Origin of the sequence: Salinimicrobium maris (genome assembly GCF_049680855.1) — a bacterium.
In the GTDB taxonomy this organism is placed as follows: domain Bacteria; phylum Bacteroidota; class Bacteroidia; order Flavobacteriales; family Flavobacteriaceae; genus Salinimicrobium.
Genome location: NZ_JBMPGS010000003.1, coordinates 52,784 through 71,567, shown reverse-complemented (window position 1 = coordinate 71,567; position 18,784 = coordinate 52,784). Strand labels below are relative to the sequence as shown.

Here is an 18,784-nt window from a genome sequence, read left to right as displayed (position 1 = left end):
TTTAAGTTGAGTTACTAAAGGTTAAACAATTTTTATTAAAGTTTTATTTTGTTCAGATTCTGACTTTAACGACTACATACATCCAAACTTTCTATGCTTTATTTATATCTTTGCACCTCTTTTAGAAAACAGAATCATGCAGCTTTCATTTTATAAATATCAGGGTACAGGAAACGATTTTGTGATGGTAGATAATCGTCATAATTTGATATCCAAAAACAATACCAAAATGATCGAACGTCTATGTGACAGGAAGTTTGGGATTGGTGCCGATGGATTAATCCTGCTTGAAAATCCTCAGAATTCCGGGGAAGATTTTAAGATGGTTTACTTTAATGCCGATGGAAAGGAAAGCAGTATGTGTGGGAATGGAGGACGATGTATCGTAGCCTTTGCAAATTTCCTCGGAATTGTAAAGGAGAAAGCAGCTTTTTCTGCCATAGACGGTTATCACGAAGCTACAATTGAAAATGGGCAGGTGAGCCTGAAAATGACTGATGTGTCAAAAATAGAGAAAAACGACTCCTTTCTGTTTCTGAATACGGGTTCTCCACATCATGTGCAATTTATACAAGCTGTGGATGCGCTGGAAATCAAGAAAGAAGGAGCGGCAATACGTTATTCTGAAAAATATAATGAAAACGGCGGAACCAACGTTAATTTTGTAGAGGTTGAACAGGAAGACTATTTAAAAGTGAGAACGTACGAACGTGGTGTTGAGGATGAAACCCTTTCCTGCGGAACAGGAGTGACAGCGGTGGCTATTGCCGCACACCTTACTGGTAGAGTAGCTTCAAAAGAAGTCCGGTTAAAAACTCCGGGTGGGGAACTTATCGTCTCTTTCGAGCAAGATGGAGACTCTTATAATAATATTTGGCTCACGGGCCCTGCAGAACAGGTTTTTGAAGGAACAATAACATGCTAACACTTTATAGCAAGAATATTTTTCTAAGAGCTCTTGAACCAGAGGATTTTGATCTGGTTTTTTCAGTAGAGAATAATGAAGAATTTTGGGAAGTCAGCACAAACAGCACCCCTTATTCAAGATATATTATTAAACAATATATTGAAAACTCCCACAAAGATATCTATGAGGTAAAACAATTGCGACTGGTGATCTGCAAAAATGACAAATCTCCTGTTGGTTTGATTGATCTTTTTGATTTTGAACCCAAGCATCGGCGTGCAGCAGTAGGAATTGTAATTAAAGAGAAGGAAAACAGGAGAAGTGGCTATGGAAGGGAAGCCCTGGAGCTTCTTTGCAATTATTGTTTTACGCACCTTGCGCTTCACCAGATTTATGCCAATGTGGGGGTAGATAATGTTCCAAGTCAGCACCTGTTTGAGAACGCAGGTTTTCATAAAGTAGGACTTAAGAAAGACTGGAACTTTGCCGGTGGGAAATTTAAAGATGAGTATTTATACCAATTAATAGAAAATGTACATTAAAAAAATATTACTGGCAATTGCCCTTTTTGGACTCCTGGGACTTGGGATCTTCTCCTATTATATTTACAATGTCATTTTTTCAGCCAATACTGCTTTTTCTGAAAATACTGCAGAGGTTTTTATTCCTACCAATGCTACCTATGCGCAGGTAAGGGATAGTTTACAACCCCTTCTTGAGGACATTAAAGATTTTGATGTTGTTGCTCAAAAAAAAGGCTATACAGAGAATCTCAAGGCAGGAAAGTACATTCTCAAAAAGGGGATGAACAATAATGAGCTTGTGAACGTTCTCAGAAGCCAGAATGAGCCTGTTTGGGTAACATTCAACAACCAGGAGCGGTTGGAGAATCTTGCCGGTAGAATTTCAAGGCAAATAGAGGCAGACAGTGCTTCAATTATTTCAGCAATGAAAGATTCTTCTTTTTTAGCTGAAAATAAATTTGACAACAGGAATGCATTGGGAATGTACGTTCCAAATAAATATGAGTTCTTTTGGAATACATCTGCGGAAGAATTCCGAAGCAGAATGCTGGAAGAATATAATCGTTTCTGGACAGAGGAGCGGCTTAACAAAGCTGAAGAAATAGGTTTAACGCCTTATGAAGTTATTGTGGTTGCTTCCATAGTTCAAAAGGAGACGGCAAAGGTAGATGAACGCCCGCGGGTTGCAGGTGTTTATATGAACAGAATCAACAATGGCTGGAAGCTCGACGCCGATCCTACCGTTATTTATGCGATCAAAGAAACCACAAAAAACTTTGATACCATTATAAAAAGGGTTCTTTACAAAGATCTTAAACTTGACTCTCCTTACAACACCTATAAATATAAAGAACTTCCTCCAGGGCCAATCAGTATGCCCGACATATCATCTATTGATGCGGTTCTTAATTTTGAAGATCACGATTATTTTTACTTCGTGGCCGATGTTGAGAATTTTGGTTACCACAAATTTGCAAAGACGCTTTCACAGCATAATATTAACAAGCGTACTTATGTGCGTTGGATAAACGCCCAGGGTATCAACAGGTAGTGCTAATATTTTGATATTCAGCATTTAAAAAAGGTATCTTTTCATTCTCTTTCTCGTTTTGGCACGTTCTGTGCTTAAAGCTGAGAAATCATTCTTTTTTGAGATGATTTCATAATGATTTATTGTTTAATAAGCTGGTAATCAGATTAATAAAATTTACCTTACATTTGCCAGCTGAATTTAAAGAAACTTCCGGGTTTTTTTAAAAACAAACTGAAACGAAATGAGAAAGAAAATTGTAAGATTTTCCGTGTTGCCTTTAGTTGCAGTGTCCATATTTTATAGCTTCTCCACAAAAGAAGGTTTAGGGACAGAGGAATTCACAGGCTCCGCATTTTTGACTTCACATCTTGATGATCTTGACTACACCGTATCCGAATCTGCAGATCTTGCGATGCTGGAACCCGGCGCAAAGGTCTACCCGAAGTTAGGTAAATCCTACCTGGCTTTTAAGGAAGCTATAGGTTTTAAGGAATCTGGTGGCGATTACGAAGTTGTGAACGACTTTGGTTACCTTGGGAAATACCAGTTTGGAAGAGGAACTTTAGAGGTAATAGGAATTAGAGATACAAACAAATTTCTGAATGATCCCACCCTGCAGGAAGCTGCGTTCTATGCAAACACTGCTAGGAATAAATGGATTTTAAGAAGAGATATTAAAAGGTTTGCAGGTAAAACCATTAATGGTGTCACAATTACCGAATCTGGTATTTTGGCCGCCGCACATCTTGCAGGTCCCGGGAACGTAAAAAAATATCTTAGAAGCTGGGGTGCATCAGATTTTAGTGATGGCTTTGGAACTTCAATTAAAACTTACTTTAAGAAATTTGCGGGTTACGATACCTCCTTTATAGAAGCTGAAAGGCTTCCGCAGGTTAAAATTCCTTCTGCAGTATAAAGATAGTGGGCCTTTTATGAAGGTCCACTTTTGTTTTGGCCCATCCCGAAACTGGTTTCGTCACAATATATTCGGTTTCCAGGGTAATATCACAGGCTATACATATGCGCGTTGCCGGATGCAGTTGTTGAAGTAGGTCTTCCAGCATCTTGTTATTGCGGTAAGGTGTTTCAATAAACACCTGTGCCTGGTTCTTTTCAAGGGAAAGCCGCTCCAGGTTTTTAATCTCATTTTTTCTGGCTGCTTTGTCAATGGGCAAGTAGCCGTTGAAAGCAAAATTTTGACCGTTCATTCCCGAAGCCATCATGGCAAGAAGAATAGAGGAGGGGCCAACCAGCGGCACCACCTTTATTCCTTCACTATGGGCAATTTTCACCACCTCGGCTCCGGGATCGGCAACACCGGGACAACCGGCTTCACTCAACAGGCCAATATCTGTTCCTTCTTTACACGGATTTAAAAGGCTGGGAATATCTAAATGATCTGTATGTTTATTTAAAAGGCTGAACTTTAATGAAGGTTGAGATTTCTCCGGAACAAGATTTTTGATGGCGCGCCTGGCGGTTTTTTCATTTTCTACAATGAAATGATCAAGCTTTTCCACCATTTGCTTAACCGAAACAGGAAGAACTTCTAAAGGTGAATTGTCTCCAAGCGTAGTGGGTAAGAGGTACAACTTTCCCGGCTGTGAAAAAGGATCTTTCATTATTTCTCCTTTTCTAATTTGTTAGCTATTATTTCACAGGCTTCGTCCAACATTTTGTAAACTTTGTTGAAACCATCATTTCCGCCGTGGTATGGATCAGGTACTTCTACATTTTCTCCGGGAAAGATTTCATTCAGGATCATCTTTACTTTTGCTTTTTGTTCTTCATTTCTTGCCAAAGAAACCACATCGTGGTAATTTGACATGTCCATAACATAGATGTGGTCAAACTCATCAAAATCTGAAACCCGAAACTGTCTTCCTTTTTGTGTGGTAATATCTAATTCGTTCTCTTTCGCCACCGCGATAGATCTGCGGTCTGGTGTATCGCCAACATGGTAATTACTGGTGCCGGCAGAATCTATAAAAACTTTATCAGGATCAACTTTAGATTTTAGAATGCCTTCGGCCAGGGGTGACCTGCAGATATTTCCAAGACACACCATTAACACTTTGGTCTTCATATAATATTTTTACAGGGTAAGCTTCTTATTGATGTCTTCCACAAATTTATTGAACTGCTTATCTGTAGAAGCTAAATTATCTACAGTTTTACAGGCGTGGAGCACAGTAGCGTGGTCTCTTTTTCCAATTTGGGAGCCAATGCTGGCGAGGGAAGCCTTGGTGAATTTTTTCGCAAAAAACATCGCAAGTTGTCTTGCCTGTACTATATGCCTCTTACGCGTTTTTGACTGTAAGGTCTCCACATCCATCTGGAAGTAATCACTTACTACTTTTTGAATATAATCAATAGAAACTTCCCGCTTCGTATTCTTTACGTAATTATCAACGATCTTTTTGGCAAGATCTAAGGTGATATCTTTTTTGTTAAAAGAAGAGTGTGCAATTAGAGAAATAATTGCGCCTTCCAGCTCCCTGATATTCGTCTTGATATTGTTGGCAAGAAATTCCATGATCTCATTAGGCATGTCAACACCGTCTCTGTAAAGCTTATTCTGAATAATAGAAATACGGGTTTCAAAATCAGGGTGTTGCAATTCGGCAGAAAGCCCCCATTTGAAACGGGACAACAAACGCTGTTCAATATCCTGCATATCAACCGGCGCTTTGTCACTCGTTAAAATGACCTGCTTTCCGTTTTGATGCAGATGGTTGAAGATATGAAAGAAAACATCCTGTGTTCCGGCTTTTCCGGAGAGCAACTGAATATCATCTACAATAAGAACATCAATGATCTGGTAGAAATGAATAAAATCATTCCGGGTATTTTTCTTTACAGATTCAATATACTGTTGAGTGAATTTTTCAGCAGAAATATAAAGAACCGTTTTTTCGGGATATTTATCTTTAATTTCTATTCCTATGGAATGGGCTAAATGCGTTTTACCCAAACCAACTCCGCCAAAAATGAGAAGCGGATTAAAAGAAGTGCCTCCTGGCTTATTGGCTACTGCTAAACCTGCAGAACGTGCCAGTCTATTGGAATCTCCTTCAAGGAAATTCTCAAAACTGTAATTAGGATTTAGCTGAGATTCAATTTTGACATTCCTAATCCCGGGGATTATAAAAGGATTTTTTAACTCCGGATTCTTATTTTTTACAGGAACATCTACCTCCTGTGAAGCAACATTTGAACGTTGAGTACTGGGTATCTTTTCGGTGAAAGGTTGTTTGTTTCCGTAGGTGTTTTCCATCCTAATAACATACACCAATTTTGCCTGATCACCTAACGCGCGATTTAACGAAACCTTAAGAAGTTTAACATAGTGTTCTTCTAACCATTCATAAAAGAATTTGGAAGGTACCTGAATGCTTAAAGCTTTATCTGTTAATTTTACAGCCTGAATAGGTTCAAACCAGGTTTTATATGCCTGGGGAGTAATGTTATCTTTGATAAAAGCTAGACAGCTATTCCAAACTGATTGCGCAGTTTCCGACATTCCTGATTCTTGATTTATATGTTGTTTGTTAGTAGCGAGTTCCATAAGAGAAGAGAAAAGATTTCTTTTCCCGTTGTTTAGAGCAGCAAATATGTGAACAAATTAGCTGAAAAAAAAACATTCGTACTATTGAATTTTAACAAAATTTTTAGCATACTTGATTGCATCGATGAAAGTACGAAACCCATTTAAATAATCCCATTAAAATTTAATGAAAAGCTATACAACCTATGTTAAAGTTCGATACGCCGAAACCGATCAAATGGGAGTGGTGTATCACGGCAATTACGCGCAGTACCTGGAGTTAGCGCGTATTGAGTGGCTCAATGATCTGGGAATTTCCTACAAGAAAATGGAAGAGGAAGGAATCATGCTGCCGGTCTTTGAGCTCAACGTTAAATTTAAAAAATCTGCGAAATTTGATGATGTTTTGAGGATTGAAACCAGGCTTTGCAAACAACCCGGAGTGAGGATAGAATTTGACTACAAGATCTTCAATCAAAATGATGAATTGCTAACTGAAGCACACACCACTTTGGTCTTTATGGACGTGAAGCAAAACAAACCCATCAGGTGTCCAAGATATGTTTTGGATAAATTAAATTTGTAATTACTCCAATTTTTTGATCTCTACCTTATAAGTATGATCAAACTTGTTAAAAATGGCATTTGCTTCTCTCTTTCTTACAGAAATGTAAATCCTGCAATCCAGTTCCAGTATCTGGTCCAGGACGTTAAGATTGTTTTCTTTGATAATCCGCATCACATTACCCATTTCCGGATAATCAAAAGAGATTTCATATTTAACATCGATCGTCCTGGTTACGATCTTTGAAACCTCAAGTGCCATTTGAGCTGCTGTTTTGTAGGCATTGATCAAACCGCCGACACCTAATTTTACTCCGCCAAAATATCGCACCACGACAATTAGAACATTGGTAACATCAAAAGATTGAATTTGCCCATAAATAGGCATCCCGGCAGAATTTGAAGGTTCACCATCATCATTGGCGCGGTAATGATGATCTTCTTCTGCTTTTCCAATTTGCCAGGCATAGCACCAGTGTCTTGCAGAATGGTGTTTTTTCTTAAGATCTTCCAGGTGCTCTTTTGCTTCCTCTTCAGAAGTAATAGGAAAGGCATATCCAAAGAACTTACTGTTTTTATCCTTAAAAAGAACTTCTTCCGAAGGTTTCGTGATCATCCTGTACGTGTCTTTAAGTTCTTCCATAATTAAGCAAAAGCGATTAAAATAATGCTAATGACGGCTAAAGTGATTCCAATCCAGTTCTTCGGAATTATTCTTTCTCCAAATAGCAAAATTCCCAAAAAGGTAGAGATCATGACGATACCCACATTATTAATAGGGAAGATTGTAGAACTGTCATAACCTTCTGTTCGCAGCGCCATCACCAGGAAATAAATGGAAAAAAAATTCGGGATTCCCAAAGCAATTCCTCCCAGGATATTTCTAAAAGTGATCTTCAAAGTTCCTCGCGCCGCCTGAAAAATTAAGATTAAAATTCCTATACATCCCGCAACAGCAAAGATGGTAGCCGAAAAAAGAGCCACATCTACTTCGGCAACATAAGTGGTTTCAAGGTATTTTATGGTGGTGTCAATAATTCCGCTTCCAAAGAAAACCAATAAAGGAAAAATCAGGTTTTTCTTTTTAATGGCAATTCCATCAGATTTTTTGATGGAGGTAAGATAAACCGCACCAAGAGCTAGAATGATTCCTGTTATTTTTAGAATTCCGGTACTTTCGGAATAAAGGAAGATTCCAAAGAGAACAGGAATAGCGACCGACATTTTTGTAGCGACCGAAACTACCGAAAGTCCGCTGCGCTGGGTGGTAATTGCAGCGAGGTAAAAGACTGAAATAAAAAGACCACCCAATACCAGTGTCCCCGGAAACCAGAGTTCTCCCGGGATTCTTTGTAAATTCAATGGCTGGTTATCAATGGCCAGTCCCACTGAAAAAGCAATAAAATAATTAACAATAATCGCCTGCAGTGTGTTTACACCATACTTGTTGTAAAGCTTAAAAATGACAAAAATAACGCTGGAGGAAAGAATGCTTAGCAATAGAAATATCAAAACAGCTCTTTTTTAATTTCGAAAAGTTGCGTTACATCCTCAGTTTTGGGATCAATGTTCCAGGTGTGAATCCCAAGTTCTTCAGCGGCATCTGTATTCTCTTTAGTGTCATCAATGAACAAAACATCCTCAGGTTTAAGATTATGTTTTTCCAACACATATTGATAAATGGAAGGCTCGGGTTTTCTAAGATTTATTTCTTGTGAAAGATAAAAAGCATCAAAGCAATTTTTAAAATCCTCAAAGAATTCAACATTTTCTTTCACCCAGTCAATATGAATATGATTGGTATTACTTAAAAGTATAAGTTGATACTTTTTTTCTTTAGAAAGCTGTTTAACAAAATCCAACCGGTATTTTGGGAAATCCACCAGGATCGAATTCCATGATTTTTTAAAACCTTCTTTTGTGATATGCGGATAAGTTTTTAAATAGGCATCGATAAAGGCATCTGAGGTTAAAAGGCCTTTTTCATATTCCATATTCTGTTTAAGGTCAATTTCAGAAAAGCTTTTTATTTCAAGTTTTTCGAGCTCGCGTAAGGTTGCCGCCTTATCAAGATTAATGAAAACATCCCCAAAATCAAATACGATGGTCTTTATCATTCCTGTATATTTTTAAAGTATCAGAAGCTATCATTTCTTCTGAAGTTATTATTCCTGAAAATTGGGGCGCTTTTACTCCTTTTTCAAACTGGACTGCTCCCGTAAACACGCGTGCTTCATCCCATAAATTTTCATCTATAAAAGTTTGAAGCGTTTGGCTTCCACCTTCAATGATCACAGAATTCAAATCCTGCTCATGTAATATTTTACAAACCTGTGGAGCAAGCTTCAGGCTGAAATCTGCAGTCTTAAAAATGAGGTTTTCATGCTGCATTTTATTTTTCTCTTGAAGGTTATTCTCCCCGCAAATCACAATCGTTTTAATGCTTTTGTCAAATAAAGCGGAATCTTCAGGAATTCTTAAGTTTTGATCGATCACCATTCGAACGGGATCTTTTCCTGTCCAGGTACGGGTGTTTAGTTTGGGATCATCTGCCACGGCGGTATTTGTTCCAACCATAATAGCTTGTTCTTCAGACCGCCATTTATGGACGAGTTGTGAAGAATATTTATTGGTGATCCATACGGGTTTACGATCTTCAGGTTTTCTAAGAACCGGAGCAATGAAACCGTCTTCAGATTGGGCCCATTTCAGGATGATATAAGGCCGTTTTTTGATGTGAAAAGTGAAGAACCTTTTGTTTAAATTTTGGCATTCCTTTTCAAGAATTCCTACTAAAACTTCACACCCAGCTTCCAGAAGTTTTTTAATTCCCCGGCCAGAAACTTCAGAAAATGGATCTACCGTTCCAATTACCACTTTTTTAATATTCTTTGCGATGATCAAATCGCTGCAAGGCGGTGTTTTTCCAAAATGGCTGCAGGGTTCCAGGCTAACATAAATAGTGGCGTCTTTTAAAAGATTTTGATTTTCGACCGCATTTATGGCATTTACCTCTGCGTGAGCTTGACCTGCTTTTTGATGCCAGCCTTCACCAATTATTTTATTATTGTGAACAACAACGCTGCCTACCATTGGGTTTGGGTAGGTGCGCCCAAAGCCGTTTTCGGCCAGCTGAATGCAGCGTTTTATGTATTTTTCGTGTATCTTCACGACCGCTAAAATACTACATAAATAAGAGAATGAACAGCGTGATAATTCGGGAAATTCAACCCAAAGATAATCAACAGGTTAAAAAGGTAGTCCAGGCCGTGCTGGTAGAAATGGGAGTGCCGAAGGTAGGGACTGCTTATGAGGATGAATCTTTAAATGACATGCATGCCGAATATGACAAGCCGCGAATGGCTTATTTTGTCGTCGAAGAAGATGGAGAGATCATTGGCTGTGCGGGAATTGCACCTTTAAAGAACGGTGATCCTGAAATATGTGAACTTCAAAAAATGTACTTTTTGCCTGTAGCCCGTGGCCGCGGAGTAGGAACTCAAATGATGGACCATTGTCTTGCATATGCCAAAGAACAAGGCTTTAAAAATTGCTACCTGGAGACGCTTCCTTATATGAAAAATGCCATAAAGCTTTACAACCGCACAGGATTTAAGCCTCTTGAGAAACCAATGGGCGATACGGGACATTACAATTGTACTGTTTGGATGATAAGGGAGCTCTAAAATAGCATTATAAAAGAGGATTTATTCAGTCCTTTTTGCTGCTGCTACATTGAATACATGAAACTTTCGGGAACGACATGAAAATATCCCACTTTAGAGACTTCTTTAAAAAGGAACTTCAGGAAGAGTATCCCAAGGGGGAAGTCGGTTCTTTTTTTAATATTCTAGCCGAAGAATATTTGGGAATGTCCAGGCTCGAAATGGCCTTAAATCCTCATAAAGAAATTTCTGTTGAAATAAGAGGAAAATTTGAGAATGCCCTGCAACGTTTAAAAGATCAGGAACCCATTCAGCATATTGTTGGGGAAACCGCTTTTTTCGGCCTTACATTTAAGGTGAACCGGCATGTGTTGATTCCAAGACCTGAAACCGAAGAACTGGTGGCCTGGATTTTAGAGGCTGTTTCAGAAGAAATGCAGAAGGAAATCAGGATTCTTGATATTGGTACGGGAAGTGGTTGCATTGCAATTTCTCTCGCTAAAAATTTGCCTCAGGCAAAAATTTCTGCAATAGATGTTTCACCTGAGGCTTTAAAAATGGCAAAATCCAATGCCATTTTGAACGGGGTAAAAATCAATTTTATTCAGCAGGATATTCTTGAAATGAAGGCGTTGCAGGAAAGATATGATGTAATAGTTTCAAATCCGCCTTACGTGCGCGAACTGGAGAAAAAAGAAATGCAAAAGAACGTTTTGGAGCATGAACCGGCCTCTGCATTGTATGTAAAGGATGAAGATCCGTTGATCTTTTATCAAAAAATCACTTCTCTGGCGCAAAAAAGCCTTAATCCGGGAGGATTTTTGTTTTTTGAAATAAATCAATATCTATCGGCAGAGACTGAAAGCATTTTAAAAGCTGAAAATTTTACCACACACTTAAAAAAAGATATCTTCGGGAATGACCGCATGCTTCAGGGTACTTTGAAAATTTCCGGAGATGAGAATTGAACATTTAAAGCTATATACAAACAGACTTGAGGAGCAGAGAAAGTACTACGAAGAGGTACTTGAACTTCCCGTAAAAAGCACTTCCAAAAGCACATTTTTGGTGCAGTTGGGATTTTCGGTTTTGGAATTCCAGAAGGAGAAAGCTGCTATGCCTTATCATATCGCTTTTCATATTCCGGCGTACAAAGAAAAAGAGGCTTTAAAGTGGTTGAAGCAACGTGTGGAAATATTGAAAGATGATGGTGAGGAAATTGTAGATTTTCCGGGATGGAAGGCAAAATCCATCTACTTCTATGACGCAGATAAGAACATTGTTGAATTCATTTCCCGAAGACATTGCTTTCCTTCAGAAGAAAAGAGATTTTCAGCAGAAGATATGGTAGGGATTAGTGAAATAGGTGTAGCTACAGATAATGTGAAAAGAATTTTTACCTTCCTGCATGAATATATCGGCCTGGATAAATTTACAGGTGATTATGAACGCTTTTGTGCAACTGGAGACGATGAAGGCCTTTTCATAGTCATTAATAAGAATATGAAAAATTGGATTCCAACGGGTGAAAAAGCTTTTTCATCGGGATTTGAAATTGAACTGACTTCAGGTTTGGGCAAAACAAAACTGGAATTTAAAAACGACAGATTGCAACTTTTATGAATATCGAGGAAAAAATAAACCGGCTGCGGGAGGAACTTCATCACCATAATTACCAGTATTACGTATTGGATAAACCGGAAATTTCAGATTATGATTTTGATGTAAAGCTTAAGGAACTGCAGGAACTGGAAGAAAAGCATCCCGAATTTGAAGATCTTAATTCCCCGACGCTTCGTGTGGGAGGCGCGGTCACGAAAAATTTTGCGACTGTGGCACATGAATTCAGGATGTATTCTCTGGACAACTCCTATTCAAAAGAAGACCTGGAGGACTGGGAAAAACGCATAAAAAAAAGGGTAGACGGTGAAGTGACCTATACCTGCGAATTAAAATTTGACGGGGCTTCCATCAGTCTTACTTATGAAAAAGGAAAGTTCGTAAAAGCGGTCACTCGTGGTGATGGATTCCAGGGTGATGATGTAACCAATAATGTACGAACTATCAATTCGGTCCCATTGAAGTTGAAAGGCAACGATTATCCTGAAAAATTTGAAATTCGTGGGGAAATAGTTTTACCATATGAAGGTTTTGCACACCTCAATGCAGCTCGGGTAGAGGCAGGCGAAGAGCCCTACGCCAATCCCAGAAATACGGCTTCGGGGAGTCTGAAACTGCAGGACAGTGCCGAAGTAGCAAAAAGGCCTTTAGACTGCCTGCTCTATAACATCACCGGAAATAATTTGGGAATAAAGACCCAGTATGAAAGTCTTGAGAAGGCAAGAAAATGGGGTTTTAAAGTTCCTGCGGAAGCCAAGCTTGCTAAAAATATTGAAGAAGTCCTTAATTTTGTGAATTACTGGGATATCCACCGGCACGATCTACCGTATGAAACCGATGGAGTTGTGGTAAAAGTAAATGACCTGCAGCAGCAGGAAGAACTGGGATATACGGCCAAAGCCCCGCGATGGGCCATGGCTTATAAATTTAAAGCAGAGCAGGTCTCCACCAAACTTGAGAAGATAACATACCAGGTTGGAAGAACAGGAGCCATTACACCAGTAGCCAATCTTGAGCCGGTACAGCTTGGTGGTACGGTTGTAAAACGAGCATCGTTACATAATGCAGACCAGATAGAGAAGCTGGATGTTCGGGAAGGAGATACAGTTTTTGTGGAAAAAGGAGGCGAAATTATTCCGAAGATCGTAGGGGTTGATTTTACGAAAAGAGATCCGGAATCTGAACCTACGCAATATGCACATAATTGCCCAGAGTGTGGAACCGAATTGGTACGTAATGAAGGTGAAGCGCAGCATTATTGTCCCAATGCTACCGGTTGTCCGCCGCAGATCATTGGAAGAATTCAGCATTATATTTACCGAAAAGCTATGGATATTGAAGGCCTGGGAGGTGAAACCGTGGCCTTGTTCGTTAGTAATGGGCTCATTCAAAATTACGCAGATCTTTACGAACTGAAAAAAGAACAAATTCTTCCTTTGGAAAGAATGGCCGAGAAATCTGCAGAAAATATCATAAAAGGGATTGAAAAATCAAAGGAAATACCTTTTGAACGAGTGCTTTTCGCTTTAGGAATAAGGTATGTGGGTGAAACTGTAGCGAAAAAGCTGGCAAAGCATTTTAAAACTATTGAAGCCATTGAAAACGCTTCTCAAGAAGTTCTGGAAAGCGTAGATGAGATTGGCGAACGAATTGCTGAAAGTGTGGTGGAATTCTTTGCTGTGGAAGGAAATAAGAAAACCGTAGACAGGTTAAAGGAATATGGCGTTCAATTGGAAATTTCGGCCGAAAAATTAGCCAATCAAACCACGAAGCTGGAAGGGCAGACTTTTGTAGTTTCTGGTGTATTTGAAATGTCAAGGAATGATTTAAAGAAGCTTATTGAAGACAATGGCGGAAAAGTTTCCGGATCAATTTCCTCAAAAACCAGCTATGTTGTGGCGGGGGAAAATATGGGGCCTAGCAAGTTGGCCAAAGCCGAAAATGTTGGGGTACCAATCATAGGAGAAAATGATTTTTTAAAGATGATTCAATAAGGTATTCTTAAACACAAGTCAAAAATGGTATTTAGGAAGAACCTTTTTTTTATAATTGGTGCGACAAAGGCTAGCCAGTAAATGATTTCTCCTTGTTGAATATCCTAATTGAACTAAAATGTTTGTAAGCTTCCCAGCACAAATATTTTTACTTTCCCTGAGTTAAATGAGCTTTTTTCAGGAATAGTAGACTTCTAATTAGATCGAAAACTGTACATGTGACTCCCTGGAACAGCTAAATTTTAACTTGTTAAGATTGAGTTAAAATCTTACTTTTGCAACCTCTTAATTTACCTTTTTAGCGATTTAATGCTGTGTTTTATCGAGATACAATAGTGGAAAAGGTGTAGAGAGTTGTAAAAAAGGGATATGCAGTATGGTAAAAGACAAAAGAATTCTCCACCTAGTACATCAAGTGGAAGGTGGAAATCCAGTTTTAGATGTTCTTCACAAAGCAAAGACCAGTTTTCAATATTTTAGTGTAAAGAAATGGGAAAGCCTTGTTGAGAAATTTCCTTCTATTAAGCCAGATCTTGTACTTTTTAGTGAATGGCCTTCTCTATCATCATTTGAATTCCTCGATCTCTTTAAATCTTTAAGCATTGACATTCCTGTAATAATTATTTCAGAAGATGATTCTGCTAAATATGCCATGGAACTCGTTAGAAATGGCGCAAGTGATTTTTTCGTTAAAAAGGATCTTGGGGAGCTAGAAAAGGTTGTTCTTCATAACCTGGAAAAGAAGCAGCGCGAAAACGAGATTAAGGAACAAAATAAAAAGAATTTTGTTAAAGATCGCATATTTAAACGACTGGTTGAACATGGAAATGATCCAGTAATTGTTTTCACGCCGCAAGGTGAAACGTCCTACATTTCCCCGGCGGCAGAAAGATGTCTCGGCTATTCTTCTGAAGATCTTAAGGAGTTGGATATCAAAAATATCATACACCATGACGATGTAAATGCTGCCAATAAGTACATGTCTTTGTGTTTGGAAAATCCCGGGGTTTCCATAGGGCGAATTGCGGCGCGTATCAAGCATAAAAATGAGAGCTGGCGCTGGATGGAAGCGAGCTTCACTAATCTTTTGTATGAGGAAAATGTTTGTGGCATCGTAAATAACTTTAAAGATATCACGGCGCAGAAACAGGCAGAACTGGCTATGAAAGAAAGTGAAGAAAAGTATCGGTCTTTTTTTCAGCATAGTCTCGATGCTATCTTGCTCACTCACCCTGATGGAAGAATTTTTGCTGCAAACCCGGCGGCATGTAAGATATTTCAGCGCACGGAAGATGAAATTTGCAGAATAGGCCGAGATGGAATCGTTGACTCGGCCGAATCTCGTATTCACGAAGCCCTTCGGGAAAGAAATGAAACGGGCAGCGTAAAATGCGAAATTAATATGGTGAGGAAAAACGGGGAAGTTTTTCCTGCAGAATTTTCTTCTGCTATTTTTAAATATGGCGCAGGTGAGGTGAGGGCAACGGTCATTGTTCATGACATTTCAGAAAGAAAAAGAGTTCAAAATGAGCTTGAAATTTCCAGTGAGAACTACAGGCATCTTTTTAAATTTAACCCGTTGCCCAACTGGATCTATGATTTAGACACCTACAACATCCTGGATGTCAACCAGGCAGCCATTGACCATTATGGGTATACTAAGGAAGAATTTTTAAAACTAAACCTAAAGGATCTAAGGCCGCAGGAGGAAATTGCCCGACTGGTAACCGATTTAAAGAATGTAAAAAAGGAGAACCGGGTTCTTAATTTCGGGAAATTTATTCATAAAAAGAAAGATGGGGCCACTATAACCGTAGAAGTGTATGGCTATGGTCTGGATATATACAATAAAAATTACAGGTTGGTCACTTGCATTGATGTTTCTGAAAAGGAAGCAGTTATGCATAAACTCAAGGAAAAAACAGAGAAACTTATTTCTGCTGAAGCAATAGCGAAGCTGGGATATTGGGAATTGGGATTTCAGCCGCATCGCTTCTTTTGGAGTGACGAAGTTTACAAGATATGGGGACGAAAGAAGGAGGAGTTTCAGGTGGGATTTGATTTTTTTGAACGTACTATTCATCCCAACGATCTCGATAAATTTCGAAGAACTCAGAAAACTTTTATTGAAACCGGAAAAGCACTTGACTTCGAGCACCGTATCTTACTTCCTGATGGAGAAATTAAATGGGTGCATGAAAAAGCTAAACTTATAAAAGATCAAGGGGGGAGACCTTTGCGTATAGAAGGTACCGTACAGGATATCACCCAGTATAAAAATACGCTGGAAAAATTAAGTCTTAGTGAAGCCCGGCATAAAGGAATTTTGAAATCTCAGACTAATTATCTTGTAAGGATTGATTTAGAGGGAAGATATTCCTATGTTAATGAAAAATTTCATGCCGACTTTAGCTGGATCTTTCCCGAAGAGGTTTTGGAGGGGAAGCCGGCTCTTTCGAGTATCAATAATTATCACCATGAAAAAATGGAGAAGGTGTTTAAAAAATGTCTTCAAAATCCAAATATTGTATATCAGGTTGAACTTGATAAGTTGAAGCAAAATGGAGGAGCAACCACTACGCTGTGGGATTTTATATGTTTGACAGGCTCCAACGAAGAACCTGTGGAAATACAGGCTGTGGGAATTGATATTACAGATCGTGTAAAGGCAGAGCAGTCTCTCAAGGAAACCAACAGGCGCTACGAGTTGGTTTCAAAAGCAACTTCAGATGCTATTTATGACTGGGATTTTAAGACCGGCCACATTTATTGGGGAGAAGCTTTTTTTACTCTCTTTGGCTATTCTCAAAATGAATTTTCTCCTACCCTGGAATCATGGAAGAATTGTGTTCACCCTGAAGAAGGTGCAAGGATCGTGAAAAGTCTCCAGGAAACTATTGAAAGCTCCGAAAATCACTGGGAGGCAGAATATCGACTAAGAAAAGCAAACGGTAAATATTCATTTGTTGTAGAAAAGGGCTTTATCTTAAGAGATGATAAAGGAAAAGCCTTCCGTATGGTTGGAGCCATTCAGGATATTACCGAGAAAAAGAAACTGGAAGAGCTATTGGATGAAGCTTCCAGCTTTGCACGTATTGGAAGTTTTGAATTCGACTTTGAACAGGATACACTTTACTGGTCACCTGTAACAAAAGAAATTCATGAAGTAGATGAAGATTACAGACCTGACTATGAGAAGGGGATGCTGTATTATAAAGAAGGGGAAAGCAGGGATGCCATGTCCAGGGCATTTGTAAGAGCAATTGAAGAGAATGTTTCTTATGATCTTGAATTGCAGATTATTACTGCAAAAGGGAATGAGCGTTGGATTAGAAAAATTGGCCGCCCCACATTTGTAGATGGTAAATGTGTGCGCATAAATGGAAGTTTTCAGGATATCACGAACATTAAAAATTCTGAATTAAAAGCATTAAAAGCTTCAGAAGAACGGCAGTTGATCCTGGAAAGTATAGGAGATGCATTTTTCACCCTTAATAAGGATATGGAAATTATCTACTGGAATAATAAAGCTGCTGAATTATTATATTTGGATACCGATGAAGCTGTTGGAAAACCTCTTCATGAGTTCTTTCCGGAAGCAAAAGATTCGGCTTTTGATCATTTTTGCCAGAAAGCACTACGAGAAAAAGAAACCCAATCTTTCGAATCAGATTTTGACCGGCCGCAAACATGGTATGAGGTCATCATATATCCAGCGGGGGCAGGTTTATCCATTTATTTAAAAGATGTCACGGAACGGAAGGAATTTGAACTCGAAATACTGAAGCTGAATAAGGACCTTAAAGGGTATACAGAAGAATTAGTAAGTGCCAACAAAGGCCTGGAGCAATTTTCTTACATAGTTTCACATAACTTGCGTTCCCCAGTCGCCAATATAATAGGACTTGGCGATTTACTGGGGCAAGAAGACTATCCTGCAGAATTAAAGAAGAATTTTCTACAGGAGCTTTTGAATAACGTGAAGCGGCTTGACAATGTGGTGACAGATTTAAATGACATTCTGCAGGTAAAGGTAGAAGTGGATGCGCGCCGGGAAGACATTATACTGGAAGACCTGGTGAATTCTATTAAATCGAGTATAGTAAACCTTGTTGAGAATGAAGAGGTGAAAATTAGGACGAACTTTGAAATTTCCAGGTTGCACACCGTGCAAAGCTATTTATACAGTATTTTTTATAATTTAATATCAAACAGTATTAAATACCGCCGCCCAGATGTTAATCCATGTATAAACATAGCCTCAAAGCTAGAGGGAGGAAGTATATACCTTACTTTTGAAGACAATGGCCTGGGCTTTGATATGTCAAAAAAGAACCAACAGGTTTTTGGACTTTACAAAAGATTCCATGATCACGTAGAAGGTAAAGGAATGGGATTATTTCTTGTGAAAACACAGGCAGAACTGCTTGGAGGAAAAATTAGCGTGGAAAGTGAAGTAAATCACGGAACAAAATTTACCTTAGAGTTTAAAGAAGAAACTTCGAACTTACTTCTCAAAAATGAAGAAAATACATCACTTTATAGTCATTGATGATGACTCGACTAATAATTTGATTTGTAATTATACTATAAAGAGGTTTGACAGGGAAGCAAATGTTCGACTGTTTGAGAAGCCAGAGAATGCGCTGCAGGTAATAAGTAAGGAGTATGCAAATCTTTCAGAAGCAAGGCCTACAGTGCTGTTTTTGGATATCAACATGCCTTCAATGACCGGCTGGGAGGTACTTGAGGAGTTCAAAAACTTTGATAACGAGATTCGTGAACAGTTTAAAATCTATATGTTGTCTTCGTCTATTGAAGACCTTACGCAAGAACGGGATCAATATCCATTTTTAGCAGGATTTATTTCCAAACCATTAAAAGTAGAAAAACTTCAGGATCTATTTAATGAGCAGAAATAATATGCGGG

The 18,784-nt window shown here is 38.7% G+C and carries 18 protein-coding genes; 11 read left to right on the top strand and 7 right to left on the bottom strand.

Features of this window, described 5'->3' with window-relative positions; genetic code table 11:
- Positions 1-136 precede the first annotated feature (136 nt).
- From dapF to ACOV1Q_RS10700, 4 genes are all read left to right on the top strand, one after another.
- Complete coding sequence (gene dapF / locus ACOV1Q_RS10715; protein WP_424494391.1) at positions 137-925, top strand: diaminopimelate epimerase; 789 nt, start codon at positions 137-139, stop codon at positions 923-925.
- A complete protein-coding gene (locus ACOV1Q_RS10710) occupies positions 919-1,449 on the top strand; it encodes a GNAT family N-acetyltransferase (RefSeq protein WP_424494390.1) in 531 nt (176 codons plus the stop codon). The genes dapF and ACOV1Q_RS10710 overlap by 7 nt, the downstream gene beginning before the upstream one ends.
- Positions 1,439-2,482, top strand: coding sequence for an endolytic transglycosylase MltG (gene mltG / locus ACOV1Q_RS10705; RefSeq protein WP_424494389.1), 1,044 nt, complete (start codon positions 1,439-1,441; stop codon positions 2,480-2,482). Before ACOV1Q_RS10710 ends, mltG begins: the two co-directional genes overlap by 11 nt.
- A 223-nt stretch (positions 2,483-2,705) precedes the next feature.
- Positions 2,706-3,380 carry a peptidoglycan-binding protein LysM gene (locus ACOV1Q_RS10700; RefSeq protein ID WP_424494388.1) on the top strand — a complete coding sequence of 225 codons (675 nt, stop codon included), beginning with the start codon at positions 2,706-2,708 and terminating at the stop codon, positions 3,378-3,380.
- On the opposite strand, the gene ACOV1Q_RS10695 is transcribed toward ACOV1Q_RS10700, so the two are convergent.
- Genes ACOV1Q_RS10695 through dnaA form a run of 3 tightly spaced genes read right to left on the bottom strand, consistent with a single transcriptional unit; the run spans position 3,358 to position 5,987 of the window.
- The gene (locus ACOV1Q_RS10695; protein WP_424494387.1) at positions 3,358-4,086 is read right to left on the bottom strand and encodes an SAM-dependent methyltransferase; all 729 of its coding nucleotides are present in this window, start codon (positions 4,084-4,086) and stop codon (positions 3,358-3,360) included. The genes ACOV1Q_RS10700 and ACOV1Q_RS10695 overlap by 23 nt on opposite strands.
- Positions 4,086-4,550 carry a low molecular weight protein-tyrosine-phosphatase gene (locus ACOV1Q_RS10690; RefSeq protein WP_424494386.1) on the bottom strand — a complete coding sequence of 155 codons (465 nt, stop codon included), beginning with the start codon at positions 4,548-4,550 and terminating at the stop codon, positions 4,086-4,088. The genes ACOV1Q_RS10695 and ACOV1Q_RS10690 overlap by 1 nt, the downstream gene beginning before the upstream one ends.
- A 9-nt stretch (positions 4,551-4,559) precedes the next feature.
- Positions 4,560-5,987 (bottom strand): chromosomal replication initiator protein DnaA, encoded by a 1,428-nt coding sequence (dnaA, locus tag ACOV1Q_RS10685; protein ID WP_424494681.1) that lies wholly within the window; start codon positions 5,985-5,987, stop codon positions 4,560-4,562.
- 211 nt (positions 5,988-6,198) lie between these two features.
- Between dnaA and ACOV1Q_RS10680 the strand changes: the two genes are divergently transcribed.
- On the top strand, positions 6,199-6,597 hold the full coding sequence (locus tag ACOV1Q_RS10680) for an acyl-CoA thioesterase (protein WP_424494385.1): 399 nt from the start codon (positions 6,199-6,201) through the stop codon (positions 6,595-6,597).
- On the opposite strand, the gene ACOV1Q_RS10675 is transcribed toward ACOV1Q_RS10680, so the two are convergent.
- The 4 genes from ACOV1Q_RS10675 to ribD are packed head-to-tail and all read right to left on the bottom strand — an operon-like array spanning position 6,598 to position 9,746.
- On the bottom strand, positions 6,598-7,218 hold the full coding sequence (locus ACOV1Q_RS10675) for an IMPACT family protein (protein WP_424494384.1): 621 nt from the start codon (positions 7,216-7,218) through the stop codon (positions 6,598-6,600).
- Between the two features lie 2 nt (positions 7,219-7,220).
- Positions 7,221-8,087, bottom strand: a complete 867-nt coding sequence (locus tag ACOV1Q_RS10670; RefSeq protein WP_424494383.1) for an EamA/RhaT family transporter — start codon at positions 8,085-8,087, stop codon at positions 7,221-7,223.
- Positions 8,084-8,692 carry an HAD family hydrolase gene (locus tag ACOV1Q_RS10665; RefSeq protein ID WP_424494382.1) on the bottom strand — a complete coding sequence of 203 codons (609 nt, stop codon included), beginning with the start codon at positions 8,690-8,692 and terminating at the stop codon, positions 8,084-8,086. Before ACOV1Q_RS10665 ends, ACOV1Q_RS10670 begins: the two co-directional genes overlap by 4 nt.
- Positions 8,670-9,746 carry a bifunctional diaminohydroxyphosphoribosylaminopyrimidine deaminase/5-amino-6-(5-phosphoribosylamino)uracil reductase RibD gene (ribD, locus tag ACOV1Q_RS10660; protein ID WP_424494381.1) on the bottom strand — a complete coding sequence of 359 codons (1,077 nt, stop codon included), beginning with the start codon at positions 9,744-9,746 and terminating at the stop codon, positions 8,670-8,672. Before ribD ends, ACOV1Q_RS10665 begins: the two co-directional genes overlap by 23 nt.
- 29 nt (positions 9,747-9,775) lie before the next feature.
- Between ribD and ACOV1Q_RS10655 the strand changes: the two genes are divergently transcribed.
- The 6 genes from ACOV1Q_RS10655 to ACOV1Q_RS10630 all read left to right on the top strand — a co-directional run bounded on the left by ACOV1Q_RS10655 (position 9,776) and on the right by ACOV1Q_RS10630 (position 18,776).
- Positions 9,776-10,261 carry a GNAT family N-acetyltransferase gene (locus tag ACOV1Q_RS10655; RefSeq protein WP_424494380.1) on the top strand — a complete coding sequence of 162 codons (486 nt, stop codon included), beginning with the start codon at positions 9,776-9,778 and terminating at the stop codon, positions 10,259-10,261.
- Positions 10,262-10,338: 77 nt separating this feature from the next.
- On the top strand, positions 10,339-11,208 hold the full coding sequence (gene prmC, locus ACOV1Q_RS10650) for a peptide chain release factor N(5)-glutamine methyltransferase (protein WP_424494379.1): 870 nt from the start codon (positions 10,339-10,341) through the stop codon (positions 11,206-11,208).
- On the top strand, positions 11,198-11,863 hold the full coding sequence (locus tag ACOV1Q_RS10645) for a VOC family protein (protein ID WP_424494378.1): 666 nt from the start codon (positions 11,198-11,200) through the stop codon (positions 11,861-11,863). Before prmC ends, ACOV1Q_RS10645 begins: the two co-directional genes overlap by 11 nt.
- The gene (gene ligA, locus ACOV1Q_RS10640) at positions 11,860-13,854 is read left to right on the top strand and encodes an NAD-dependent DNA ligase LigA (protein ID WP_424494377.1); all 1,995 of its coding nucleotides are present in this window, start codon (positions 11,860-11,862) and stop codon (positions 13,852-13,854) included. The genes ACOV1Q_RS10645 and ligA overlap by 4 nt, the downstream gene beginning before the upstream one ends.
- Before the next feature lie 376 nt (positions 13,855-14,230).
- Positions 14,231-18,406, top strand: coding sequence for a PAS domain S-box protein (locus tag ACOV1Q_RS10635; RefSeq protein ID WP_424494376.1), 4,176 nt, complete (start codon positions 14,231-14,233; stop codon positions 18,404-18,406).
- Positions 18,375-18,776, top strand: coding sequence for a response regulator (locus ACOV1Q_RS10630; protein ID WP_424494375.1), 402 nt, complete (start codon positions 18,375-18,377; stop codon positions 18,774-18,776). The genes ACOV1Q_RS10635 and ACOV1Q_RS10630 overlap by 32 nt, the downstream gene beginning before the upstream one ends.
- Positions 18,777-18,784: the final 8 nt, after the last annotated feature.